At 63.9% G+C, this 23,389-nt stretch carries 21 protein-coding genes and 1 pseudogene; 6 read left to right on the top strand and 16 right to left on the bottom strand.

Features of this window, described 5'->3' with window-relative positions; all coding sequences use genetic code 11:
• Positions 1-11 precede the first annotated feature (11 nt).
• From AC3A4H_RS20680 to AC3A4H_RS20645, 8 genes and pseudogenes are all read right to left on the bottom strand, one after another.
• Complete coding sequence (locus AC3A4H_RS20680) at positions 12-1,073, bottom strand: translation initiation factor eIF-2B alpha/beta/delta subunit family protein (RefSeq protein WP_487768392.1); 1,062 nt, start codon at positions 1,071-1,073, stop codon at positions 12-14.
• Between the two features lie 11 nt (positions 1,074-1,084).
• Complete coding sequence (locus tag AC3A4H_RS20675; protein WP_487768391.1) at positions 1,085-2,098, bottom strand: tetratricopeptide repeat protein; 1,014 nt, start codon at positions 2,096-2,098, stop codon at positions 1,085-1,087.
• Positions 2,095-2,385, bottom strand: a complete 291-nt coding sequence (locus AC3A4H_RS20670) for a type 2 periplasmic-binding domain-containing protein (RefSeq protein WP_487768390.1) — start codon at positions 2,383-2,385, stop codon at positions 2,095-2,097. Before AC3A4H_RS20670 ends, AC3A4H_RS20675 begins: the two co-directional genes overlap by 4 nt.
• Positions 2,386-2,771: 386 nt before the next feature.
• Positions 2,772-3,662, bottom strand: a complete 891-nt coding sequence (locus AC3A4H_RS20665) for a hypothetical protein (protein ID WP_487768389.1) — start codon at positions 3,660-3,662, stop codon at positions 2,772-2,774.
• Positions 3,662-4,366, bottom strand: a complete 705-nt coding sequence (locus AC3A4H_RS20660; protein WP_487768388.1) for a hypothetical protein — start codon at positions 4,364-4,366, stop codon at positions 3,662-3,664. Before AC3A4H_RS20660 ends, AC3A4H_RS20665 begins: the two co-directional genes overlap by 1 nt.
• Positions 4,356-4,967 carry a hypothetical protein gene (locus AC3A4H_RS20655; RefSeq protein ID WP_487768387.1) on the bottom strand — a complete coding sequence of 204 codons (612 nt, stop codon included), beginning with the start codon at positions 4,965-4,967 and terminating at the stop codon, positions 4,356-4,358. The genes AC3A4H_RS20660 and AC3A4H_RS20655 overlap by 11 nt, the downstream gene beginning before the upstream one ends.
• Positions 4,964-5,158 (bottom strand): helix-turn-helix transcriptional regulator, encoded by a 195-nt coding sequence (locus tag AC3A4H_RS20650; RefSeq protein ID WP_487768386.1) that lies wholly within the window; start codon positions 5,156-5,158, stop codon positions 4,964-4,966. The genes AC3A4H_RS20655 and AC3A4H_RS20650 overlap by 4 nt, the downstream gene beginning before the upstream one ends.
• Positions 5,159-5,352: 194 nt before the next feature.
• Positions 5,353-6,693: pseudogene (locus AC3A4H_RS20645) on the bottom strand (tyrosine-type recombinase/integrase).
• Positions 6,694-7,081: 388 nt separating this feature from the next.
• Here AC3A4H_RS20645 and AC3A4H_RS20640 point away from each other — a divergent pair.
• A complete protein-coding gene (locus AC3A4H_RS20640; RefSeq protein WP_487768385.1) occupies positions 7,082-8,263 on the top strand; it encodes an MFS transporter in 1,182 nt (393 codons plus the stop codon).
• Here AC3A4H_RS20640 and AC3A4H_RS20635 read toward each other — a convergent pair.
• The gene (locus tag AC3A4H_RS20635; RefSeq protein ID WP_487768384.1) at positions 8,248-9,135 is read right to left on the bottom strand and encodes a LysR family transcriptional regulator; all 888 of its coding nucleotides are present in this window, start codon (positions 9,133-9,135) and stop codon (positions 8,248-8,250) included. The genes AC3A4H_RS20640 and AC3A4H_RS20635 overlap by 16 nt on opposite strands.
• Positions 9,136-9,232: 97 nt before the next feature.
• On the opposite strand from AC3A4H_RS20635, the gene AC3A4H_RS20630 reads away from it, so the two are divergent.
• Positions 9,233-10,237, top strand: a complete 1,005-nt coding sequence (locus AC3A4H_RS20630; RefSeq protein ID WP_487768383.1) for an NAD-dependent epimerase/dehydratase family protein — start codon at positions 9,233-9,235, stop codon at positions 10,235-10,237.
• Between the two features lie 9 nt (positions 10,238-10,246).
• Here AC3A4H_RS20630 and AC3A4H_RS20625 read toward each other — a convergent pair whose 3' ends face one another.
• The 6 genes from AC3A4H_RS20625 to AC3A4H_RS20600 all read right to left on the bottom strand — a co-directional run bounded on the left by AC3A4H_RS20625 (position 10,247) and on the right by AC3A4H_RS20600 (position 18,872).
• Positions 10,247-10,405: a DUF3309 family protein gene (locus tag AC3A4H_RS20625; protein ID WP_348780198.1), complete on the bottom strand. Its 159-nt coding sequence runs from the start codon at positions 10,403-10,405 to the stop codon at positions 10,247-10,249.
• 158 nt (positions 10,406-10,563) lie between these two features.
• Positions 10,564-13,725, bottom strand: coding sequence for an efflux RND transporter permease subunit (locus tag AC3A4H_RS20620; protein WP_487768382.1), 3,162 nt, complete (start codon positions 13,723-13,725; stop codon positions 10,564-10,566).
• Between the two features lie 40 nt (positions 13,726-13,765).
• Complete coding sequence (locus AC3A4H_RS20615) at positions 13,766-14,899, bottom strand: efflux RND transporter periplasmic adaptor subunit (protein ID WP_487768381.1); 1,134 nt, start codon at positions 14,897-14,899, stop codon at positions 13,766-13,768.
• Between the two features lie 356 nt (positions 14,900-15,255).
• The gene (locus AC3A4H_RS20610) at positions 15,256-17,523 is read right to left on the bottom strand and encodes a xanthine dehydrogenase family protein molybdopterin-binding subunit (RefSeq protein ID WP_487768380.1); all 2,268 of its coding nucleotides are present in this window, start codon (positions 17,521-17,523) and stop codon (positions 15,256-15,258) included.
• A gap of 1 nt (position 17,524) precedes the next feature.
• Entirely contained in the window at positions 17,525-17,983 is a 459-nt protein-coding gene (locus tag AC3A4H_RS20605) for a (2Fe-2S)-binding protein (RefSeq protein ID WP_487768379.1), read from the bottom strand.
• Between the two features lie 106 nt (positions 17,984-18,089).
• A complete protein-coding gene (locus AC3A4H_RS20600; protein WP_487768378.1) occupies positions 18,090-18,872 on the bottom strand; it encodes a 3-hydroxybutyrate dehydrogenase in 783 nt (260 codons plus the stop codon).
• Between the two features lie 129 nt (positions 18,873-19,001).
• Here AC3A4H_RS20600 and AC3A4H_RS20595 point away from each other — a divergent pair, with 129 nt between their 5' ends.
• Positions 19,002-19,841 (top strand): AAA family ATPase, encoded by an 840-nt coding sequence (locus AC3A4H_RS20595; RefSeq protein ID WP_487768377.1) that lies wholly within the window; start codon positions 19,002-19,004, stop codon positions 19,839-19,841.
• Between the two features lie 122 nt (positions 19,842-19,963).
• Positions 19,964-20,410, top strand: a complete 447-nt coding sequence (locus AC3A4H_RS20590) for an N-acetyltransferase family protein (protein WP_487768376.1) — start codon at positions 19,964-19,966, stop codon at positions 20,408-20,410.
• A gap of 38 nt (positions 20,411-20,448) precedes the next feature.
• On the opposite strand, the gene AC3A4H_RS20585 is transcribed toward AC3A4H_RS20590, so the two are convergent.
• Entirely contained in the window at positions 20,449-21,513 is a 1,065-nt protein-coding gene (locus tag AC3A4H_RS20585) for a GH25 family lysozyme (protein ID WP_487768375.1), read from the bottom strand.
• 177 nt (positions 21,514-21,690) lie between these two features.
• Here AC3A4H_RS20585 and AC3A4H_RS20580 point away from each other — a divergent pair, with 177 nt between their 5' ends.
• Both AC3A4H_RS20580 and msrB read left to right on the top strand, forming a co-directional pair.
• On the top strand, positions 21,691-22,881 hold the full coding sequence (locus AC3A4H_RS20580; protein ID WP_487768374.1) for a vWA domain-containing protein: 1,191 nt from the start codon (positions 21,691-21,693) through the stop codon (positions 22,879-22,881).
• Positions 22,882-22,984: 103 nt separating this feature from the next.
• Positions 22,985-23,386, top strand: coding sequence for a peptide-methionine (R)-S-oxide reductase MsrB (gene msrB / locus AC3A4H_RS20575; RefSeq protein WP_348780208.1), 402 nt, complete (start codon positions 22,985-22,987; stop codon positions 23,384-23,386).
• Positions 23,387-23,389: the final 3 nt, after the last annotated feature.

Raw genomic sequence — 23,389 nt, 5'->3', positions numbered from 1 at the left:
GCCGACGCTCCCTACAGGATGGCGTCAGGCACCATGGCGGGCCGCTCAAAATAGGTTCCGACGGCGTCTGGAGCGAAATCGCCGCGGTCGGTCACTATCCGCCGCACGAAACGGGGCGAGATGATATCGAATGTGGGGTAAAGCCCCGTTGCTGCCATCGGCGCCGTGCGCTGGCCGAGAAATTCAACCACTTCGCGCCCCTCGCGCATTTCGACATGGATGTCGGCCTCGGTTCGGCTGTCGGGGTCCGGCCCGCTCTGGCGAAGCACCATATAGGGCTTGTCATTATCGGCGCAGGCGAGCGCGTATTGATAGGTACCGATCTTGTTGCAGACGGTGCCATCCAGGCACACGCGGTCCGCTGCCGTGACAAAATGCGAAACGAAACCCTCGCGCATGAGATAGCCGCCCATCCCGTCGGTGATGACATGCGTGTGAAAGTCGAGTTCAGTCGCGACCAGCGCCGTCAGACGAGCGCCCTGGAGGTAAGGGCGCGTTTCGCTACACACGATCTTGTAGCTTTTGCCTTGGGCTTTTGCCGCAAGCAGGAGGTAGGCAAATGACCGATCGGGAAAGCAGTGGGTGAGGATCGTCGCCTGATCGGGGATTATGGCGCACGCGTTCCGTCCCGTCTCGTAGCCCTGCCGCGCCAAGGCCGCGGCAGCACGATCAGTCAGGGCGACGATCGCCGCCATTCGGTCGCTTCCGACTGACCGGGCAACTGCCAGCGCCGCATCGAGCATCCTGCCAAGCGCCTGCCCCGTTGGCCGCGTTGCCCGCAGCATCGCGGCGGTGGTTTCGATCTCGGTCATGGAGGTTCCCCGGGCTCCGAGCGCAAGGCCGTAACCTGCCGCGATCGCAATCGAAAACGCCCCCTGAATTACCATATCCCGAATCGCGGCGGCGACGTCTTCGGCGGTCTTGCAATCGACATATTCGATACGCTCGGGCAACTGGCGGCGGTCGAGAATCCGCACCCGGTCGTCGAGCCAGTCCGCCATGCCGGAACGGCGAATCAGCCGGGGCAGATCATTCTCGGCAAAAATGCCTTCCAGTCCCATCCTGCGATCCATCTGTCCCTCCTTCAACCGCCCGCAATATGAGCGCAGGCGGCCTCATGTGTATCCGCAACGAGGCGGCGCTGCGGGTTCGAGCCGCCAAGCAGCACGGTATCATCGAGAACCGGCGCAAGCAGCGCCGCCGCCGCTCGATAGCGCCCCTCCGCAAAGGCAAAAAAGCCATCGCACAGCGTGACGAGAAGACCGCTCGCCGCCGAACCCTCCCGCTCGCATTGGCGGCGCAGGTCTTGGGCAAGCGCCGCCTTGCGGTCATCGTCGCCGCCGAGTGCGGTGATCGCGATACGGTGCAGATCGGCAAAGGCGAAACCGGAGAACACGAAATGCCGGTCCATATAGGCAAGGGTTTCGGCCACGGGTTCGCGGGCGGGAGGCAACTGACGCAGCGCCATGCGCCACAGGAAGGATGCATTGTCCGAAAAGGTGGATAGCGGCATCGGATCGCAGACCGCAGCGCTCATTTCGGTGGCAAAATGCCGGTGCAGATGGCCGGCATCGCCGACCTTGAGATCGTATTCGAAGACCGCGGCATGCCAGCTGATATGATGGCGCATGTCCGAAGCGCGGCCCGGCGCCGCCAGCCAGTCGCGCGCGAAGCGAAGGCCTTCGTCCTTCATCCCCAATTCGAGCTGGGCGTGACTGACCGAATGCGCCGCCAGCCCGGTCGACCTGAGCCCGAGCGCATGTTCGCCAATCTCCAGCGCCAGTGCCGATTGCCCCGCTTCCGCCTGGGAAAAGGAAAGGTTGGAGAGAAACCACCAGTCATCGGCCGGCAAGGCCGGTCGATGGCGCTCCATGAGGGCAAGGCTTGCCTCGCGCCAGTCGCGGCGGCCCGACGAGGAAAACAACCCGAACGGACCGATGAGGAGCGAAAAGACGAGCGCGTCGCAGGGCCAGTCTTCAAGATGCTCGAGCGCACCCGCCATCGCCGCGTTGGGATCCTCCATCGCAAGGTGGAGCAGGCGGACTGCCGAGGCTTCACGCCCGGTCTCCGCCGCGCTCAATGTCAGTGCGTGTTTCATGGCCGCTTGGCCTTGAGCTCCGGCTCGTCCTTGCGAATGCCGAGGCAGACATTCGTTGCCATGATGCCGCCAACGAGCAGCGGCCCCGTCGTCTTCAGCGCCCCCTGGCTCCTGGCCGGGCGGTCGCGGGCAAACACGACGTTGTCGAACTGGCCGTCAAGGCGCCCGCCTTCCAGGTCCAGTTGCACTTGCTCGGAGGATTTGTAGGTCCGCACCTCGACCACATCGCCGAAGTTCTCCTCGACGAACTGCAACTGGCTGGTGGAGAGCGAGACGCCGAGCGTCATGCCTTTCAGGGCCTGCTACGACAGGATCAAATGCCCCGCCCCGGGAAAGGGAACTGCGGCATCTGAGGCGATCAAGGCCGGCATGTTGCAGCAACATGAACGCGGAGATGGATGGCGTAAGGCGGAGCTGGCGGGCCTGTGCGGCTAGCAGGACCTGTTACTGTGCTTCACTGTGGAACCCCTCTCCAGGGAACGGGGGGCCGGCCCAAGCCGCTCCCGCTCGCGCTGTCCTAAGGAAGCAGAACGATTTTGCTCACGTCTTGCGGCTTTCCAGTGCCGGTGCGGGGCATACGAAGCCGGTGACCGCCTGATTAAGCTCGATGTCGTGCTCGCCCTTCCATAGACTTGGCCGGCTCCTCACCGGGGCACCGGCCAATCGCCCCTGATTAGAACCTTGCCCGCTGCAGAAGCATTCGGATCAGCTTCTGCGTCGCTTGCCGATCCTGCATGGCTTCACGCGAGTAGAAGCCGTGCCTGAACCGGCTATTGGCGACCCCGGCCGGCTGCCCGCCTCGGGCGCCGTGGAAACGGCACACGTTCCAGCCGGTCACGGCGGGTGCTTTGCAACGGCACCCGGTCCGCTTCGAGCGAGCGCTGCACTGCCTTGCGTTCGGAAAGACGCACCCGTTCATGGGGTTGATCTCCGCTTTTTTCATTACCCTCTCCCCCTGCTGCAAACTTGCGGCTGAGCCGTCTCCGGCATGTTCGTGAACGTGTCGAACGGTCACCTTCTGCTCGCCGCTGCCGCGATGCCGTTTCAGCGCCTCCATTTGCATGGTGAAGGTCCGGGTCAGGCGGCTCAAGGCGCGCTCGGCAAAGTCCATCTGCGCAAGCGTTTCGGCAACCCGCAGCCGCCAGGCATGCTCCATCGTTGCCAGATGCGTGGCGACCATCTGGACGGCCAGCATCGTCTCGAGCTCATTTGCGGGATTGATCGCCCGGATCAGTGCCATGACCCCGTTCACTTGCGTCTCGGCATAGTCCCCGCCGCCTGGCTCAACAAGCCGAGAGACCTGACGAAGCAGGAACATCGCCGCATCAGGATCGGCGGTGGCAAGATTTTCCATCAACAGCGCCGCTTGCAAATGCTCAAGAGGGCCTCCCGCGAGATCGGCGCCGACATTCGTTTCGGAGAGTCTCTTCGCGGTCAGCCGCGCTCCGGGTTGTTGGTTCTGCCTGCGTGCCTCGAATTTCTCGGCTACCGCGAGTTCCTGCGGGGTGGGCTCCCGTTCGGCGATCTGCTGCCGCCCTTGTACCTTATTCGACTTCCGGGACATCAGGCGTCTTCCTCATCAGATCCGCGAGCATCCTCATCAGGTTCGCCGGCGTCCTTCTTGGTGGGCGACGGTGTCTTGAGGCGGGCCCATCCGGCGCCCCCGGGCTTCGCCTCTGCCGTCAGGGCGCCATCCGGGGCGCTCGCGGTCGCCGAGGAGGAGCTGGGGGCCGGCTTGGCGATAGGTGGCGCCTTGAGCTGAGACCATGTGGCGCCTTCGCGCTTCGGCCGGTCCGGGATCTGCGCCACCAGATCCTGATCCAAGCTGCTCTTTATGTGCCCGCCAGGCGGCATTGCTGCCCGAAAATTAGCGGCCAGGGCGTTCACCCGTGCCTTCGATTCGGGTGTTTTCTGCTTGTGGAGGTCGTCGACCCGCTTCTGCTCGGCCAACTGCTCCGCGCGCTTGCGAGCGCGATTTTCCTCCGCGGCAATCGGCCCCTGAAAATCCATGCAATATTTGTGGAGCTCGGGCGGGGTGGGGCACCAGCCTCCCTTGCTTTTCACATCCTTCAAGGCCGCGCGGACCCCTCGTTTCAAAGCATAGGCACACACGCCTTCAAGCCCGATCTTGTAGGCGGCGAACGCGACTTCAGGGCTCGAGGTATTCTTCTCTTTCAGCACGCCGAGCAGAGCCAGTGCCCGCGAAAATTCCTTGTCCGTCGGCATACGCGAAATATCCGGCCTGATCGCCGGTTGCTTAGTCGTCATGTTCAATTTCCATCAATTTTTGGATCGCAAACTCGCTCAGATTTCTGGGGCTGCCAGAGCGCGGCGGTGCGGCGGCGCGGGCGATCGCGGTCTTCCGGTTCTCGAGCCACTCGGGCTCGATGTTCTTCCAGCCATTGGCGACCATCGCCTCCGCCGCGGCATTTGGGTCCGGGAAACGGGAAAACTTCTCCGCAAGCCGGGCTGCGGCAAAGGCCGTCAGCGGTGCGCGGAGGCTCTTGCGGTGATCGATCACGACCTCGGCGTGCTCGGCATCGAGCACCGTCTCGAGTTTGCGGCGAGCCGTCTGGGAAGGTCCCCCTTTAGGGGGGGAAGGGTAGTTATTTTCTTGGGAAGGGGTTTGGGGAAACCCTTCTTTTTTGTCCGCAATGTCCGCGCCTGTCCGCACCTGTCCGTCGGACACGGTCGTTGATTTTGCTGACTTTTCTTGCGCGCGCACCTTGCGCTTGCGGGCGCGATCCTTCACCCGCCGTTCGGCGGCCTTTTCAGATTTCACGCGCTCGGTCGCCTCGATGTAGCGAACGATCTCCTTGGCTGTAGAGCCGGCCGCCAGCATGGCATTGAGGACGTCGAGCTCGATCATTCCGCCGCTCCCATGCGTCGCTCGAACTCGAGCAAATCCGACAGACGCCAGCGGGTGCAGCCGGGGCCGATCTTGACGGGCGAGGGGAAATCGGGGCGCGTCTTCACCCACCGCCATAGAGTCGTGGGAGACGAACTGTAGCGGCTGGCGGTCTGCCTGACGTCGAGGTAGCGCTCTTCAGGCGGAAGCAAAGAAGAAGGCGCTTGGGCGGCATGATCGACGGCATTGCCGCCGTTAAGGGAGGTTTTTCTAGAAGGGAATGGCACGACCGACTCCTGGACGGAGGCCGGCCCCTCGCGCTAGGGCATGACGGATCCGGCCAACCTTTGGTTGGTTTGGACCCGCACCTCTTGCGCGGAAGCTCACTTTCTGAGCTGACCCGAGATTACATGATTCGGGTCTTGTTGCAACCAGACGCTAAGCTCGCCACAGCTTCACGCCGGTTCGGACATTGTGGCGACCTCCACCGGTCCTGCCCACAGTGATGCCACTGGGCTAGCTTGTGCTTCTCGAGCGGCGGATCGCCCACACTCGAGACCGTGCTGCAGAAGTGGGCCCAGTCGTGCATCATCAGGCGGCGCTTCTCGAACAAGTCGCCGCGCCGGTAGGCTGCCTCCACCTTGTTGCCAATTGCGTGTGCCAGCGCCATCTCGGCGACATCGCTCGGGTAAGCCGTGCGTTCGGAGGCCCAGTCACGGAAGGTAGACCGGAAGCCGTGCGGCACCGCATCGACTTCCATGCGCCGCAACACGGCCGACAGCGTCATGTCCGACAGCGCCCCACCGCGCGACGCACAGAAGACGAAGTCCGACCCTTCGAACCGCGGCAGCTTCTGCAGCAGTGCAATGGCTTCCGGCGACAGCGGCACCTTGTGCTCCTTGCCGGCCTTCAACCGAGCAGCCGGCACGGTCCAGATGCCAGCCGCGAGATCGATCTCGCTCCAGACGGCTCCCCGCACCTCGCCTGATCGGGTCGCAGTCAGAATGGCAAATTCCAGTGCCCGGGCGCCCATGCCATCGACGTGGCGCTGCCGGACCATGAAGGCGGGCACGGCATCGATCGGCAGCGCCCGATGATGCTCGACCTTGGCCACCTTGCCGGGTTTTGGTAGGACAGCATCCAGATTGCCCTTCCAGCGGGCCGGATTGTCGCCGGAGCGGAAGCCGGACACGGTGGCCCATGACAGCACGCTCTCCACCCGCCCAAGCAGGCGGCTGGCGGTCTCAGTCTACTCTTTCCAGATCGGCTCCAGCACCTGCATCACATGCGCCAGCGTGATCGCGCTGACTGGCAGACCGCCGATGACCGGGCTTGCATAGGTGGTGATCGTGGTCAGCACCTGGGCGGCGTGCTTGTCGTTGCGGTATTCATGCCGTTTGCTGTCATGCCAGCGGCGCGCCGCCTCGTCAAAGGTGACGAGCGCCGCCGCGGCGGCCCGAAGCGCCGCTTTCGCCGCCCGCTTTTCCTCGATCGGATCCACCCCGGAAGCGATGCGGTCGCGGGCCTCCCGCGCCTTATCGCGCGCTTGGGCCAGCGTCACGTCCGGATAGCCGCCGAGGCCGATCTCTCGCCTTTTGTCGCCGATCTTGATCCGCAGCAGCCATGAGCGGGCGCCTGTCTCTTTCACCTGCAGGTGCAGGCCGGTGACCCCTCCGACCGCGTGCACGCCCGGCCTCGTCAGACGCTTCACGTCGAGTGGCCCCAACTCTCTCGCTTTGCGTGGCATTCTTCCGCCTCTCACCCTGGGATCCGCCATTGGACCCGCCATAAAGGTTACAACATGGTGCGGAACGCAACGCGCTGGAATAGGCGCCAAGGGCTAAATAGTTGCTCTTCAGAGCCTTTTCGTTATGGCGTGGAACACGGTGGGGCACTGCGATGGCGGGCTCCCTCTCCGCCATACAATTTCCATCTGATTGATACCCAACCGCTTTTGGCGCTGATCGCCAGCTCTCTCCGGCTTGGCGCAGGCGACACTTCGCCCAGGCATTTGATCCGCAATAATCCTTGGCATAGGTACAGGCTGGTCCAATCTTTCGCCGCTCTTATCGTGTTGACTAAGTGTTAAACCGATTTAAGTTCGCGCGCGCCAACGCCTCTTGCGGAATCCGTTCATGTCTTCCACCCAGATCCTTGAAACTGCCAGGCGCGGCCGCTGGGCTGTGGCGGCGATGTTTTTCGCCAATGGGTTCCTGACCGGCAGCTGGGCCCCGCAGATCCCGCTGTTCCTGCCCCGGCTCGGCATCAGCCCATTCACGCTTGGTCTGCTGATCCTTGCCTTCGGTCTGGGCGCGCTCACGGCGATGCCATGGTGCGGCTATCTCATCGGTCGGCACGGTTCGCGCAAGGTGCTCAGGATCTTCTCCGTTGTGGCGACCGTCGGTCTGCTGCCGGTCGCGCTGGCGCCGAACGTGCCGTTCGCGGCGCTGGCCATGTATGTCTTCGGGGCGGTCATCGGAGGCATGGACGTCACCATGAACGCCAATGCGGTGGCGGTCGAGCGCAAGCTCTCGCGCGCCATCATGTCGTCCTCGCACGGGTTCTGGAGCCTGGGCGGCTTTGCCGGCGGCGGCCTTGGCGGTCTGGCGATCCAGATTTACGGCCATGCTGCCCATGCCGTCCTGGTGACGGTGGTGGCGCTTGTCATCGTCGCGCTGGCGCTGCGCCATATCATGGCCGAGGACAAGCCGGTGGTGCGCGAGCACCGCAAACTATCCTTGCCGTCCAATCCGTTGATCTATCTGGTCGGCCTCGTCGCGCTGTTCTCCATGGTGCCGGAAGGCACGGTGCTCGACTGGGCTGCGCTCTACCTGCGTGAGGAACTCGGCGCGGATATCGCCACCGCGGGCTTCGCCTTCGCCGGTTTCTCGGCGACGATGGCTTCCATGAGGTTTCTCGGCGATGGCGTGCGCAACCGTTTCGGCGCCGTGCGCACGCTTCGCATTTCCAGCCTTATCGCCGCCGCGGGCATGCTCACGGCCGGCCTGGCGACATCGCCCTGGATGGCGATCTGCGCCTTCACCTTTGCCGGGCTTGGCGTTGCCAACATGGTGCCGATCGCCTTCTCGGCCGCCGGCAACCAGCGCGGCATGTCGCCCGGCGCGGGCATGAGCGTGGTGACCGTGATGGGCTATTCGGGCATTCTGGTGGCGCCATCGGCGATCGGCTTCGTCGGCGAGCATACCGGTTTCGCGCCGATTTTCGTTGCCATGTCCTGCCTGCTGGTGGTGGTTTGCCTCATGGCGGGCCTTGCGCGCGGTGCCGATTTCATGCCCGCGTCTCAACCGGCGGAATAGTGCTTCAAAGCCGAAAAAAGGAAGTCCGCTACCCGCCTGATGCGAACGCTGCTCCGCACGTCGCGATGCATGGCCAACCACATGGGCAGCACGGGTAGCTGGAGATCCGGCAGGATCGCCTCGACCAGCGGGTCGGCCCGCACCAGCGACTCCTGGGCGAAGCCGATCCCGTTGCCCATGCGTATTGCCTCCCAAAGTACGATCTGGTTGTCGGTGCGGAAGCGAAAGGCGTGGCGGTCGAGCTTGACGCCCAAGGCGGCGAACCCCTTGATGATGTCGTCACCACGGTCGTAGCCGACCAGGTCGTGTCCGACGAGCTCGTAGGCGTTCCTGGGCGTTCCGCGCCGCGCAAGGTAACTCTTCGCCGCGCAGGCGCGAAGGGGGAGATCGGCGACCTTGCGCGCCAGAAGTTCGTTCTGAGTTGGTTTGACCATGCGCAGAGCAATGTCGGCATCGCGGCGCAGCAGGTTCTCGATCTGGTTCGAGGCAACGATCTCGACCTCTATGCCCGGCTCCTCGATGCCCAGCCTGGCAAGCATGTCGGGCAGCAGGTAGGCTGCAACGATCTCGCTCGCCGCTATGCGCACCGTGCCTTCGATCGCCTCGACCGACCCAAGCGCCAGGCGCGAAAAGGCGGTCGCTTCCTGATGCACGGCCCGCCCGCGCTCGAACAACAGGCTGCCGGCCTCGGTCAGAACATAGCCCTGCCGACCGCGCCGGAAAAGCGTGACGCCCAGCGCCTGCTCGAGTTCCGCGATGTGGCGGCCGAGCGTCGGCTGGCTCGCGGCAAGTTGCCGTGCGGCAGCCGAAAGGCTGCCTGTCTCGGCGACGGCCACGAAGCTTCGGATGAGGTTCCAGTCGATCTCGTTCATATTCGATAATGAATAACGAAGTGCCGATTTCAGTCAATTTCAATTCGTCTATGCATGGATCATATGAAGGTTACTCACACAAACAGGAGTGACCGAAATGACCAAGATCGCAATTCTGGGCGCCCGCGGCCGGCTTGGCCGCATGGTGGCCAACGCCTTTCTCGACGCCGGCTATGAGGTGCGGGCGGTGACCCGCGACGGCAAGCTGCCGCCGGAACTCTCCGGCGCGGAAGCTGTCGCCGCCGACGCGCTGGACAGGCAGTCGCTGATCCGCGCCACGCAAGGCGTGGACATCGTCTTCAACGGGCTGAGCCCGATCTATTCCGACTGGAGCAACTGCCTGCCAATGGCGGAAAACGTGATGGCCGCCTGCCACGCCAACCTTGCCCTGCACCTGTTCCCGGGTTCAGTCTACAATTTCGGATCGCCGATGCCGGCGGTCATCACCGAGGAAACTCCGCAGCACCCTACTACCGAAAAGGGCCGTATCCGGGTCGCGATGGAAGGCCTGTTCCGCCGTGAGGCCGCCGCCGGCCGGGTTCGCACCACTTTGCTCCGCGCCGGAGATTTCTTCGGCGGCAAGGGCGCGGGATCGTGGTTCGACCTGGTCGTGGCCTCCAAGATCGCGAAGGGCGTCTACACCGCGCCGGGTCCGGTCGATCTCGTGCACGAGTGGACCTATCTGCCGGATTTCGCCGCCGCCTTCGTCGCACTGGCCGACAAGCGCGACCTGCTGGGCGCCTATGAAAACCTGAATTTCCCGGGCCATGCCGCGACCGACCTAGAGATGAAGGAGGCGGCCGAGAAGGCAGTCGGGTGCACGCTGAAGCTTGCCTCGATGCCCTGGTGGGTGCTGCGGGCGGGCAGCCCGTTCGTGCCGATGTGGAAGGCGATCCTGTCGATGTCCTATCTGCACTTCGAGGAACACCGACTGGCGTCGACGCGGCTGGAAGGCATTATCGGAACTGTCCCGCACACACCGCTGGATGAGGCCGTGGCGCAGGCGCTCGCCGATCTTGGTCTGGCGGGCGCAGCGCGCCAGCAGGCGGCGTTTCTAAAAGACAAGGACGCCCGGAGCACAATTGCTGCGGGCGTTCTTTAGACGAGACGGTCAGACGCGGCCCGTCAGCAACAGGATCACCAGAACGATCAACAAAATACCGACGATGCCGGAGGGGCCATAACCCCAGCCGCGTGAATAGGGCCACGCCGGAAAGGCGCCGACCAGGATCAGGATCAGGATTATGATCAGCAGTGTGGATAGCGTCATGAGTGTCTCCCTCCATTGAAAAGTTTCAATGGGTTGACAATGCTTGACGGGAATTGTGGTTCCCTGCGCGTCGGCCAGAGCAGAACTCGCGGCCCCGGGCCGAGCGGCCTGCCGAGACGCGCCGCACGCCGTTCAGGTGGCGTACGGCGCGGGGCGCATCACTCCGCGGCCTTGGGATAGGCAACGGCGCCGGAGCCGTCGGCCGGTTCTGTGGTTGCCCCGGCCGTTTCGGCCTTGCCGCCGCGGCGGAACACCCGGCCGAGGAAGCGATTGACGCGGCTGTCCTTGCTGCGCGTGAACACCATCAGCATCGCCGGCGTGACGATCAGCGTCAGGACCGTCGCGAAGGACAGGCCGAAGACGATGGCGCTCGACAGCGAGATCCACCACTGCGTCGACGGCGCATTGATCGTGGTCTCGTGATGGAAGATTTCCAGCCCGAGGCCGAAGGCGATCGGCAAGACGCCGAAGATGGCCGACAGCGCCGTCAGCACCACCGGGCGGGCACGCTCGCGGCAGGTCTGCAGCACCGCTTCCATCTTGTCCCAGCCTTCGTGGCGCAGCCGGTCATAGGTGTCGATCAGCACGATGTTGTTGTTCACCACCACGCCGGCCAGCGCGATGACGCCGATGCCGGACATGACGATGCCGAAGGGCTGGCCGGTGATGAGCAGCCCCAGGAACACGCCGATGGTCGACATGACCACGCAGGAAAGAACCATCATCACGCTGCCGAACTTGTTGAACTGCGCCAGCAGCACGATGAAGATCAGGAACAGCGCCGCGCCGAAGGCCTTGCCGAGGAAGGCGCTTGCCGCCTTGCTTTCCTCGTCCTGGCCCGCGAGCTTCCAGCGTATGCCGGGCAGGTCCATCTTCTTCATCGCCTCGGTCACCTGCGCCTGCGCCGCTGCCGGCTGCACGCCGCTGGCGACGTTGGCCTGCACGACGATGGTGCGCTGGCCGTCGATGCGGTTGAGGATGCCGATCTTCGGCTCGGGTTGGCGGGTGACGAAGTTCGAGATCGGCACCGAGCCCTGCGCGGTCTCCACCCGAAGCTGGTCGAGCGTCGACAATGTGCGGCGGTCTTCCGGAAGCCGCAGGCGGATGTCGACGGCGTCGTCAGCGCCGGCGGGGCGGTAATCCGACAGCTTCAGGCCAGTGGTGACGAGCTGCACGACCGAACCGACCGCAAACGGGCTAACGCCATATTGCGCGGCCTTGCTGCGGTCTATCTTCAGCGCCCAGTCGATGCCGGGCGGCGGCAGGCCGTCCGAGACGTCGATCACGCCGGGGATGGTCTTCAGCATTGCCGCGACTTCGCGCGCCTTGTCGTTGAGCCCGGTCGGGTCGACAGCCGAAAGTCGCACCTGGATCGCCTTGCCGGTGGGCGGGCCGGCCTCGGGCACCTGCACTTCCACGCTCACGCCCGGAATGCCGGCCATGGCGGCGCGCAGTTCGTCCAGAACTTCATGTGCCGGCTTGCGCTCGCGCCAGTCGACGAATTCGTACTGGATCACGCCGACGACATCCTCGTCGACATTGTTGCCGCCGCCGGTGGTCTTGCCGGCGCGCGTATAGACGGACTTCACGCCCGGCCAGCCCAGGATGCGCTTCTCCGCCTGGCTGACAGCCGCGTCCATCTCCGCCAGCGAAAGGTTGCCGCGCGCATGGACGTAGAGCAGGCCGTATTCCGGCTCGACATTGGGGAAGAACTCGACGCCCTTGCCCTTGTGGGCATAGACCCAGGGCACGGCGACGAGAAGGGCGACGGCCAGAAGCATCGTGCTGATCGGATGGCGCACGGCCAGCTTGACCGTGTTCATGTAGAGGCCGTCCTTGTGCTCCGGCTCGTGATGCGCCTTGCCGAAGATCGCGCCCAGCGTCGGCGTGAACACCAGCGCATAGAGCATCGAGGCCGATAGCGTCACGATAAGCGTGATCGGCATGTATTTCATGAACTCGCCGACGATGCCCGGCCAGAACAGCAGCGGCGAGAAGGCCGCGATGCGGGTCATGGTGGCGGCGATGACGGGGCCGGCCATGCGGTTGGCCGCCAGTGCGTAGGCCTCCTTCTTGTCCATGCCCTCGGCCATGCGCCGCTCGGCAAATTCGGTGACGATGATGGCATCGTCGACCAGCATGCCGACCGCAAGGATCAGGCTGAACAGCACCACGATGTTGACCGTGTAGCCGGCCAGCGAGAGCAGCAATATTCCAAGCAGGAACGAGGTCGGGATCGCCAGGCCGATCAATATGGAGGCGCGGCCCGAGAGCGCGTAGAGAATGATGATGAACACCAGGATGACGGCGATCATCACATGGTTCTGGAGGTCGCCGAGCAACTGCCGGATCGAGGTCGACTTGTCCTGGCTGTAGGACACGACGCTGCCCTCGGGCAGCTTCTTGGCGAACTCGTCGGCCACCACCTTCACCGCGTCGACCGTCTCGACCAGATTGGCGCCGACGCGCTTCTTGACCTCGATGGCGATCGCCGGCTTGCCGTCCAGGCGGGTGATGGTCTCGGCGTCCTTGTAGGTCGAACGAACGGTGGCGACATCCTGGGCACGCACCACGGCGTTGGGGCCGGCCACGATCGGCAGGTTTGCGATGTCTTCCGGCGTTTCGATCAGCGACGGCACCTTGATCGCGTAGCGACCTTCCGCGCCCTCGATATTGCCGGCGGCGACCAGGCTGTTGGAGGCGTTGACGCCCTGAATGAGCTGGTCGAGGCGCAGGCCGTAGGAGGTGAGCTTGACCGGGTCGATGATGACCTCGACCAAGTCGTCGCGAGCGCCCCGCAGGTCCGCCTGCAGCACGCCCGGAACCTCCTCGATGCGATCACGCAATTCGCGCGCCGCCCCGGTCAGCGTGCGCTCGGGCACGTTGCCGGCGAGCGTGACCACCAGAACCGGAAATTCCGACAGGTTGACCTCGTTTACGGTCGGTTCTTCCGCGCCTTGCGGCAGGTCGCGCTTGGCGTCCTGAACCTTGGCGCGGACGTTTTCCAGCGCGTTGGAAAGGTCCGCGCCGGCATTGAACTCGACCAGAACGTAGCCGCCGCCCTGGTAGGCGGCCGAGCGCATCTCCTTGACGTTGGAGAGGCTCTTCATCCGGGTCTCGACCGGCCTCAGCAGCAGCCGCTCGGAATCCTCTGGCGAGATGCCGTTATAGGCCAGGCTGACATAGATGATCGGAATCTTGACGTCCGGTTCGGCTTCCTTGGGGATCGACTGATAGGCCAGCGCGCCGGCGATCAGGAAGAACACCATAAAGGAAAGCGTGAGCCGCGCATTGCGGATTGCGTAGCCGACGATACCCATTGTTGAAACCTTTATCGTGTGGGCAGGTGTTCTGCCGGCCCTACTGAACGCTTCCGGTCACTTCGCCGGCCAGCTTCTTGATCGTTTCGGCGTCCGCCTCCACGGCCTCGACCTCGTCGCCCTCGCTGACCAGGTCCTGCCCGGCGACGATGATGCGGGCTTCCGTCGGAATTCCGCCGAGCACCAGCCCGTTGGGCGTGTCGTCCACCAGGTCGATCGGGTGGAACGTGACCTTGCCCTCCTGGTCGACGGCGCGGATGCCGAGGTCGCCATTGTCGCTCAACGTCACTACCGAACGCGGCAGGATGACCGCGTCGGCCGGTTTCGCGCGCAGCGTGATCTCGGCTGTCATGCCCGCCGGTATCGCACCGTCGGCATTGGGCACGTCGACTTCGAGGCGGAATGTGCGCGTCGGCGCGGAGGCGTCGCGGCTGATGTAGCGAACGGTGCCCTTGACGGTCTGGCCATCGACCAGCTTCACCTGCGCCTCGTCGCCGAGCTTCACATAGCTCAGGTCGCGTTCGCTGATTTCGCCCTTGGCAACGATGGGATCGAGGCTGAGAATGGTTGCGACTTCGCCGCCGGTCATGATCGAGCTGCCGAGCTCGACCGGCAGGCGGTCGATGACGCCATCGAACGGCGCCTTGACCTCGGTGCGCGCAAGTTCTGCCTGCGCGGCCTCGAGCTGCGACTTGGCGGCGGCCAGCGCGGAGCGGACGATATCGCCCTGAAGCTTGGGCGAGTTGCCGGACTTGACCAGGCGCTCCTGGGCTTCCGCTTCGGCCTGCCGCTGAGCGACCAGCTGGCGCGCGGTTTCCACCGCGGCGGTCTTTTCCTCGGCGTCCAGCATCAGCACCAGGTCACCTGCCTTGACGTGCTGTCCCTGCTTGACCGGCAGCTTGGCGATGATGCCGCCTGCACGCGTCGCAAGAACGGCGCGCTTGTCGGCCGCGGTCTGGCCAGACATCCGGATGGCGCGGGCATGCAGGGTGCGCGGCGGCGTGATCACCGCTACCGTCCTCACCGGAGGCTTGACCTGCTCCGCTTCTGCGGGCTTCTTGTCATTTTCGGCTGCCGCGCTGCCGACCGATGAAAATTCGCCCGTGCCCATCCAGACTGCAAAGCCGATGAGCACGCCGATAGCGGCAAGCTTGTGAAACCTAAACCTGGCCATGATCAATTCCAATAATCTGGGTCCCCGGCGAGACCACGGTCGTTTGCAGGCGTGCCGCTCTATAGGGGTCCGTTCCCCGGACGATTCAATCGGTTTATCCACCTAAGCCGACAGGCGGCGGTTTCTACATCAAAGTCCAGACGCAAAACAGTCAGAAAAATTCATCGACCGACAATTACTGACAATGGGTTGTCAGGAACCTCGCTTCACACAAGAGTCTCCGAAAGACGCTTATCTTTCGACATAGCCGACATGTCGGCGAAATATTTCCGGCTGCAAGAGCTCGACCGGGCCGTCGCATAAGAATGTTACCTAGAGCTTGCATCATGCGATCCCCTCTCCAGGAAATCGATGGTTCAGGCGAACCTGACCTGCTTGTTCAAGGGCAATTCACGAATCCGCTTGCCGGTAAGGGCGAAGACTGCGTTGGCGAGCGCGGGAAGCGAAGGCGGCGTCCCGACCTCACCGACACCACCCATCTCGGGCGCGTTCTCCAGAATGGCGACCTCGAATTGCGGGCACTGAGACATGCGCATTAAGTCGAAATCATGGAAATTCGACTGCTCGACCTTGCCCTCTGCAAAAGTTATCTCCTGCCCCATCGCAGCCGACAGGCCGAAAACGGCGCCCGAGGTAAGCTGCGCCTCGATGATGCCGGGGTTGAGCGCGGTGCCGACATCGGCGGCGATCCAGACCCTTTCGATGCGGATGCCTTGCGGCGTTTCGGCGATCTGCACCACCTGGGCCACCCAGCTTCCGAAACTCAGCGTGAAGGCAAAGCCCTTCGCCTTGCCGCTCGGCAGCGTCTCGTCCCAGTGCGACATGGCTGCGACCTTCTCAACCACTTTCACGGCAGTGGGATAGGCCGCCATCAGCCGCTTGCGAAGTTCGACCGGATCGATGCCTCCGGCCGTCGCAATCTCGTCCATGAACGCTTCGTGGAAGAAGCCGTTGATGGAATTGCCTACCGAACGCCAGAAGCCGACCGGTACGGCAAGCGCGGCCTTCACGCCGGAAACCCGATAGTTCGGGATCTGGTAGGGCTGGTTGAACAGACCGTCGGTCAGCGTCTTGTCGGGGCCGAGCGCCGAAAGCATCGGATAGAAGCGCGGCAGCACGCTGGCCATGATCGAGGGCGAGACCACCTTCAGGTCCACCGCCACCGGCATGCCGGCCTCGTCCAGCCTCGCGCGGAAGCGGCCGAGGGCTGCCGGGCGATAGGTGTCGTGCGTGATGTCTTCCTCGCGCGTCCAGGTCACCTTCACCGGCCGCCCGTCGGCGACCTGCGCGAGCTTGGTGGCATAGAGCGCGTAGTCCGCTTCCAGCCGCCGCCCGAAGCCGCCGCCGAGATAGGTCACGTGGACGTTGCACTTCGCCTCGTCGATACCGGCTTCGCGGGCGCAGACAGTGCGCAGCAGCGACGGCGCCTGGTTCGGCACCCAGATGTCGAGCACCCCATCCTTGAGGCGCGCAGTGGCGTTCATCGGCTCCATTGCCGCATGGGCCAGGAACGGCACCTGGTACTCCGCCTCGATCAGCCTCTCGCGCGGCGCGTCGGCGAATTCGTTCTCGACATTGCCGTCGTCGCGCATGACCGAGCCGTTTCCGGCTGCGGCGTCGGCCAGCACCTGCCACATGGCGGCACTGTCGGCGGGGTAGGGGGCCTGGCCCCATTCCACCTTGACCGCATCGGCCGCCCGGAAGGCGTGCCATGTCGTCTTCGCGATCACGCCGAAACCGTTGCCGAGATGCGTGCGGATCGGCACGACCTTGATGACGCCCGGCATCTTCTCGGCTTCGGACGCATCGATCGAGACGAGCGCGCCGCCCAGATGCGGGTTCATGCGCACGGTGCCGAAGACCATGTCGGGCAGATCGACATCGATGCCGAAGATCGGCTGGCCGGTGACCTTGGCAAGCATGTCGGTGCGCATCTGCGGCTTGCCGAGCAGGCGCCACTCGCCGCGCTTTCGCAGCGCGATGTCCGCCGGCGGCGCAAGCTTCGCGGCGGCCGCGGCAAGAGCCCCATAGGTCATGCTCCTGCCGGACGCGGGATCGGTGACCCTGCTGTTCCCCGTGGCCAGCGTGGATGCGGCGACGCCGAATTCCTTTGCCGCCGCCGCCTTCAGCATCTCGCGGGCGGCGGCACCGGCACGGCGCATCTTGTCGAAGGCATCGATGGTTGTGGTCGACCCGCCGGTCGCCTGCACCGCCAGGAACTTGCCCACGATGGCCATGCCGTCGCGAGCCAGTTTGGCCAGCGTGGACTGGTCGAAGACCGGGAAGGGCAGGCCGTCGGTCAGAAGGGCGATGTTGGCATAGGCTAAAGCCACCGGGCCGTGCTCGACCTTGATGGCAGCCAGGTCGACGTCGAGCTCCTCCGCCACCAGTGCCGCCAGCGTCGTTTCCACGCCCTGGCCCATCTCGGCGCGTGGCGCGATCACGGTTATCGTGTTGTCGGGGGCGATCTTCACATAGGGATTGAAGGTCGCCTCGCCGTCTGCAAGATCGCCCTCCAGAGGGTTGGGGAAGGGTTTGCGATAGCTGTAGTAACCGAAGGCGACGCCACCGGCGACTGCGGCGGCTCCGATAAGGAAGGTGCGCCGTGCAATCTTTCCGACCATGTCAGGCTCCCGCCTTCAGCGATGCCGCGCGCTTGATCGCCGCCCGGATGCGTGGATAGGTGCCGCAGCGGCACAGATTGCCGCTCATCGCCTGGTCGATATCGGCGTCGGTCGGCTCCGGCGTATGCTCGAGCAGCGCCACGGCGCTCATGATCTGGCCGGTTTGGCAATAGCCGCATTGCGCGACCTGCTCATCAAGCCAGGCCTGCTGCACCGGATGCAGTTTACCATCCGTCGAAAGGCCCTCGATGGTGGTGATGGCGCCCTCAACCTGGCCGACCGGCAGCGTGCAGGAGCGCACCGCCTCGCCGTTCACGAGCACAGTGCAGGCGCCGCACAAGGCGATGCCGCAGCCGAATTTCACGCCCCTCTTGCCGGCAAGGTCGCGTAGCGCCCACAAGAGCGGCATGTCCGGATCGGCGTCGATATCGATCGGCTTTCCGTCGACCACAAGGTGCATGGCAGCTCCTTCCTGAAGTTGCGACTTTCGAAACTAGCATGTCATGAGTTTCGAAAGTCCATCATTGAGCATTCCATCGCGCGGAGTTCGCGCAAGAGCACGGCCCTCAGCCCGCCGTCCATCCGCCGTCGACGGAGAGATGGGTCCCGTTGATCTGGGCCGCCGCGTCCGAGCAGAGGAAGACCGTGGCGGCGCCAATCTGGTCGACGGTCACGAATTCCTTGGTCGGCTGCTTGTCCAGCATCACCTCGCGGATCACGGTTTCGCGGTCCATATTGTGCGCCTTCATCTGGTCGGGAATCTGCGCCTCGACCAGAGGCGTCAGCACATAGCCCGGGCAGATGGCGTTGCAGGTGATGCCGAAGGTCGCGACTTCCAGCGCCACTGTCTTGGTAAGACCCATGATGCCGTGCTTGGCCGAGACATAGGCCGACTTGAACGGCGAGGCGATCAGGCCGTGGGCGGAGGCGATGTTGACGATGCGTCCCTTGCCCTGCTTCTTCATGAGCGGGATGGCAGCCGCGATGGTGTGGAAGGCCGAGGAAAGGTTGATGGCGATGATCGCATCCCATTTCTCGATCGGAAAATCCTCCACCGGCGCGACATGCTGGATGCCGGCATTGTTGACGAGAATGTCCACCGAGCCGAAACGTTCGGCTGCCTTGTCCACCAGCGCGCGGCATTCGGCCGGTTTCGACATGTCGGCCTGTATGTAGACAGCCTTGACATTGTGGTCGTCGGCAATCCCCTTGGCTGTCGCATGGTCGCTTTCCGTGTCGGAAAAGGAATTGACGACGATGTTGCAGCCTTCTGCCGCCAGCGCATGGGCGATTGCGAGGCCGATGCCCGAAGTGGAGCCGGTTACGATGGCGGTCTTCCTGGCGCTCATTGCTTGCGTCCTTTGTCCGAGGGTGCGATCCCATTCTATATATTGAAGTGCAGCAAGTTTGCGAACTGCGCCTTGTCGCGATGGCCTGCGGCTCCTAGTGTCGCCGCCGGCATGAAAGCGGAGTTTGGAATGCGTTTCGAAGGCACTTCGGCCTATGTCGCCGAAAAGGATCTGATGGTGGCCGTAAATGCGGCGATCGCACTGGAGCGGCCGCTGCTGGTCAAGGGCGAACCCGGCACCGGCAAGACCGAGCTCGCCAAGCAGGTGGCCGCGGCCCTTGGCCTCGATCTCCTCGAATGGCACATCAAGTCCACCACCAAGGCGCAGCAGGGCCTTTATGAATATGACGCCGTCTCGCGCCTGCGCGACAGCCAGCTCGGCGACGACCGCTTCAACGACATCAACAACTACATCCGCCGCGGCAAGCTGTGGGAGGCCTTTGCCGCGGGCCGCAAGGTGGTGCTGCTGATCGACGAGATCGACAAGGCCGACATCGAGTTTCCCAACGATCTCTTGCAGGAACTCGATAAGATGGAGTTCTTCGTCTACGAGACCGGCGAGACGATCCGCGCGGAGCACCGCCCCATCGTCATCATCACCTCCAACAACGAGAAGGAGCTGCCCGACGCCTTCCTGCGCCGCTGCTTCTTCCACTACATCCGCTTTCCCGACGCCGAGACGCTCGCCAAGATCGTCGAGGTCCATTATCCGGGCATCAAGCAGAGCCTGGTGCGCGCGGCGTTGACGCAGTTCTACGAGGTGCGCGAGGTGCCGGGGCTGAAGAAGAAGCCGTCCACCTCCGAGGCGCTCGACTGGATCAGGCTGCTGGTGGCCGACGATGTCGATCCGGCCGACCTGCGCGCCGACCCCAAGAACGCGCTCCCGAAGCTGCATGGCGCGCTGCTCAAGAACGAGCAGGACGTGAATCTGTTCGAGCGCCTGGCGTTCATGGCGAGACGGCAGGGATAGGGGGCCGCGAAGCCGCCGGGTGAGGGGCAGGCCAGCGGTTTTCGTTATCTGGCCCGTTGGCGTTGAAACGATGCTCGGGCAGGCTGCCGCAATCAGGTAACAATCAGGGAAAGCGACAGCCGATGAGCGACGTCACCATCCGCCCTCTCCAGCAGGCCGACCATGACGACTGGCGGCGCCTCTGGACAGCCTATCTCGAATTCTACAAGGCGACTGTTTCGGAAGAGGTCTACCAGACCACCTGGAAGCGCCTGTTCACCGATGGCGAGTTCGAGCCCAAAGGCTTCCTCGCCCTGATCGACGGCAAGCCGGTCGGGCTGGTGCACTACCTCTACCACCGCTCATGCTGGTCGATCGTGAACAACTGCTATCTGCAGGACCTGTTCACCGCGCCGGAAACGCGCGGCAAGGGCGTGGGCGCGGCGTTGATCGATGCGGTCAAGCAAGAGGCTGCCAAGATCGGCGTGACCAACGTGTACTGGATGACGCACGAAACCAACGCCACTGCGCGCAAGCTTTACGATCGCGTCGCGCGACAGACCGGCTTCGTCGAATACGACCTGCTCTAGTTCCTGCGGACTGCTGCCGGTTCTGTGGTCGCGGCGACCTAGCTCGATTTCGCCGCGACCCAGCGGTGCCAGTCGTCCTCGCTGCCGTGGAAGACGTTGAGGTCGATCTTGCCGTCCACGCCCTGCGAGAGGCCCGAGCCCGAATACTGCCAGAACACCCACTTCCGGCCCGGATAGACCTTTGACGGATGCTCTGCCACTGCGCGCAGCCAGAACGGATAATCCAGGAACGCGCCCTGAAGGTTATCGCGATAGAAGTCCGGCGCGGTGTAGATGATCGGACGCTGGCCGTAGTGGCGTTCCAGCTTGTCCATGAAGACCTGCATCTTCTCGCGGATTTTCTCGGGCGACAGGCGCCGCTTGCAGCTCGACTCGCCATTGTACTCAACGTCGATGACCGGCGGCAGCGCGCCCGGTTCCCTCGGAACGTTGCGGATGAACCAGTCGGCCTGCTCGCCGGCGGTGCGGCACCAGTAGAAGAAATGATAGGCGCCGCGCTTCAGCCCGGCTTCGTGGGCGGCGCGCCAGTTCTTCCTGAACATCGGATCGAGATGGTCGCCGCCGTCGGTCGCCTTGATGAAGGCGAAGTTCGCGCCCTGCGTGCGCAGCTTCGGCCAGTCGATGTCGGCTTGCCACCGGGAAACATCGACACCGTGGACAGCCAGCGCCCGCGGCGAAGCCTTGCCGAAATTGATCGGCTTGGCGTCGCGGAAGCGGTGGCCGTAGATCTTGCCCCGCCCATGCGGCCTCGCGCCGGTGGACGGCTTGGCCGGCACCACGAACGCCGCCGGCTTCGCCGAGGGAATGGGCAATTCCGGCTCTGGCCTGGGAGGCAGCAGCGCCATCGGCACGGGCATGGGCGCGGCCATTGCCATCTGCGCCGGTGGCATCGTTTCCACCGAGATCGTCGGCACCTGCTGTTCCGCGACCGCCGGCCCCACATCTGCCGACGGAACGGGGCTGCTTGGCCTGGTAACGGAATTCGTCGTCTCGCGAGATGGCGGCTGAACCTGCGCCATCAGGTCGGCCAGGCCGGAACTGGATGAGCAGCCGGCAAGCGACATGCACGCCAAGAGAATTGCTGACACGCCTGAGAAACGCATAGGAACCCGCACGCAAAACAGAATCGACGGCGAAATCGGCGCCATCGGAACCCACTGCCCGAATTGCTAACGGGAAATTACCAAGAAAGACTGAATCCGAATTTTTACCAATGTGGCGCCGCACCGATTCGGGAACCGCGGCTTGCCTCGACGGCTTATGCGACGCAAAGTGAAAGCATGTTCATACCCTTCTTCCTCGAGCTCAAGGCAGCCAAGGTCCCGGTTTCGCTGCGAGAATACCTGTCGCTGCTCGAGGGCATGGAGGCTGGGCTGGTCGACTATGATGTCGAAGGTTTTTATTACCTGGCACGCTCGGCGCTGGTGAAGGACGAGCGCCATATCGACCGCTTCGACCGGGTCTTCGCCCATGTCTTCAAGGGCGTGGAGGCGGTGTCGGGCGAGGGGGCCGTCGACGTCGCCAACATTCCGGAGGAATGGCTGCGGCGGCTCGCCGAAAAGCACCTGACCGAAGAGGAAAAGAAGCTCGTCGAGGCGCTGGGCGGCTTCGAGAAGCTGATGGAGACCTTGAGGCAGCGGCTTCAGGAGCAGCAGGGGCGGCATCAGGGCGGTTCGAAATGGATCGGCACGGGCGGCACTTCGCCCTTCGGTGCCTATGGCTACAATCCCGAGGGCGTGCGCATCGGCCAACACGAAAGCCGCCATCGCCGCGCGGTGAAAGTGTGGGACAAGCGCGAGTTCCGCAACTTCGACGACGCCGTTGAGATCGGCACGCGCAACATCAAGGTGGCGTTGAAGCGCTTGAGGCGCTGGGTGCGGGAAGGGGCGGATGAAGAATTCGACCTGCCAGGCACCATCCACGCCACGGCCGAGCACGGCTATCTCGACGTGCGCACGCGGCCCGAGCGGCGCAACGCGGTGAAGCTGCTGATGTTCTTCGACGTCGGCGGCTCGATGGACGACCATATCCAGGTGGTCGAGGAGCTGTTTTCGGCGGCGCGTGCGGAATTCCGGCAGCTCGAATATTTCTATTTCCACAACTGCCTCTATGAGGGCGTGTGGAAGGACAACCGCCGCCGCTACTCCGAGACCGTGCCCACGCTCGACGTGCTCCACAAATACGGACACGACTACAAGGTGATCTTCGTCGGCGACGCCTCGATGAGCCCCTATGAGATCACCTATGCCGGCGGCTCCGTCGAGCACTGGAACCCCGAGCCCGGCGCGCTGTGGCTGCAGCGCGTGCTCCAGCAATGGCCGAACGCGGTCTGGCTCAATCCGACGGCCGAAAAGCACTGGAGCTATACGCATTCCATCGGCATGATCCGCGAGATTTTTGCGGGCCGCATGTATCCGCTGACGCTTTCGGGGCTGGAAAGCGCGACCAGGGAGCTGTCAAGGAAGCACTGAGCACCAGCGAAATGCCCTCGGCCTTTGCAGCGGGCAGGCTGCGGCACTACATTTCGGCTCGGACTGTCGAAAATCGAGCCGGCGATTCAGGGAGTTTGAGAAAATGGATGAACATCGCTTTCCGGTGACCCGCACCGACGCGGAATGGCGCGCGCTTTTGACGCCGGAGCAATATGCGGTCATGCGCGGCCATGGCACCGAGCGGCCGGGCAGTTGTGCGCTGCTTCACGAGAAGCGCGCCGGCACCTTCACCTGCGCCGGCTGCGACCAGCCGCTGTTTGAATCGAAGCTGAAATTCGAGAGCGGCACCGGCTGGCCAAGCTTCAACGACCCGGTAGAAGGCTCGGTGGAAACCACCGTCGACCGCAGCTACGGCATGGTCCGCACCGAGGTTCATTGCGCGCGCTGCGGCAGCCATCTCGGCCACGTCTTCGAGGACGGCCCGCCGCCGACGGGCCTGCGCTATTGCATCAATGGCGTGGCGCTGAACTTCCAGCCGGCGTGACGA

The organism is Pseudaminobacter sp. Soil_N_29 (assembly GCF_057656055.1).
This window is presented reverse-complemented; position numbering and strand designations above follow the sequence as displayed.

Excerpts from the sequence above, each read along its gene's own strand:
- AC3A4H_RS20635 (WP_487768384.1), bottom strand. The coding sequence starts at position 9,135 with ATGAACGAGATCGACTGGAACCTCATCCGAAGCTTCGTGGCCGTCGCC.
- AC3A4H_RS20610 (WP_487768380.1), bottom strand. The coding sequence starts at position 17,523 with ATGGTCGGAAAGATTGCACGGCGCACCTTCCTTATCGGAGCCGCCGCA.
- AC3A4H_RS20675 (WP_487768391.1), bottom strand. The coding sequence starts at position 2,098 with ATGAAACACGCACTGACATTGAGCGCGGCGGAGACCGGGCGTGAAGCC.
- AC3A4H_RS20605 (WP_487768379.1), bottom strand. The coding sequence starts at position 17,983 with ATGCACCTTGTGGTCGACGGAAAGCCGATCGATATCGACGCCGATCCG.
- AC3A4H_RS20625 (WP_348780198.1), bottom strand. The coding sequence starts at position 10,405 with ATGACGCTATCCACACTGCTGATCATAATCCTGATCCTGATCCTGGTC.
- AC3A4H_RS20665 (WP_487768389.1), bottom strand. The coding sequence starts at position 3,662 with ATGTCCCGGAAGTCGAATAAGGTACAAGGGCGGCAGCAGATCGCCGAA.
- AC3A4H_RS20670 (WP_487768390.1), bottom strand. The coding sequence starts at position 2,385 with ATGACGCTCGGCGTCTCGCTCTCCACCAGCCAGTTGCAGTTCGTCGAG.
- AC3A4H_RS20590 (WP_487768376.1), top strand. The coding sequence starts at position 19,964 with ATGAGCGACGTCACCATCCGCCCTCTCCAGCAGGCCGACCATGACGAC.
- AC3A4H_RS20600 (WP_487768378.1), bottom strand. The coding sequence starts at position 18,872 with ATGAGCGCCAGGAAGACCGCCATCGTAACCGGCTCCACTTCGGGCATC.
- AC3A4H_RS20655 (WP_487768387.1), bottom strand. The coding sequence starts at position 4,967 with ATGATCGAGCTCGACGTCCTCAATGCCATGCTGGCGGCCGGCTCTACA.
- AC3A4H_RS20580 (WP_487768374.1), top strand. The coding sequence starts at position 21,691 with ATGTTCATACCCTTCTTCCTCGAGCTCAAGGCAGCCAAGGTCCCGGTT.
- AC3A4H_RS20615 (WP_487768381.1), bottom strand. The coding sequence starts at position 14,899 with ATGGCCAGGTTTAGGTTTCACAAGCTTGCCGCTATCGGCGTGCTCATC.
- AC3A4H_RS20630 (WP_487768383.1), top strand. The coding sequence starts at position 9,233 with ATGACCAAGATCGCAATTCTGGGCGCCCGCGGCCGGCTTGGCCGCATG.
- AC3A4H_RS20680 (WP_487768392.1), bottom strand. The coding sequence starts at position 1,073 with ATGGATCGCAGGATGGGACTGGAAGGCATTTTTGCCGAGAATGATCTG.
- AC3A4H_RS20640 (WP_487768385.1), top strand. The coding sequence starts at position 7,082 with ATGTCTTCCACCCAGATCCTTGAAACTGCCAGGCGCGGCCGCTGGGCT.
- AC3A4H_RS20660 (WP_487768388.1), bottom strand. The coding sequence starts at position 4,366 with ATGACGACTAAGCAACCGGCGATCAGGCCGGATATTTCGCGTATGCCG.
- AC3A4H_RS20585 (WP_487768375.1), bottom strand. The coding sequence starts at position 21,513 with ATGCGTTTCTCAGGCGTGTCAGCAATTCTCTTGGCGTGCATGTCGCTT.
- msrB (WP_348780208.1), top strand. The coding sequence starts at position 22,985 with ATGGATGAACATCGCTTTCCGGTGACCCGCACCGACGCGGAATGGCGC.
- AC3A4H_RS20595 (WP_487768377.1), top strand. The coding sequence starts at position 19,002 with ATGCGTTTCGAAGGCACTTCGGCCTATGTCGCCGAAAAGGATCTGATG.
- AC3A4H_RS20620 (WP_487768382.1), bottom strand. The coding sequence starts at position 13,725 with ATGGGTATCGTCGGCTACGCAATCCGCAATGCGCGGCTCACGCTTTCC.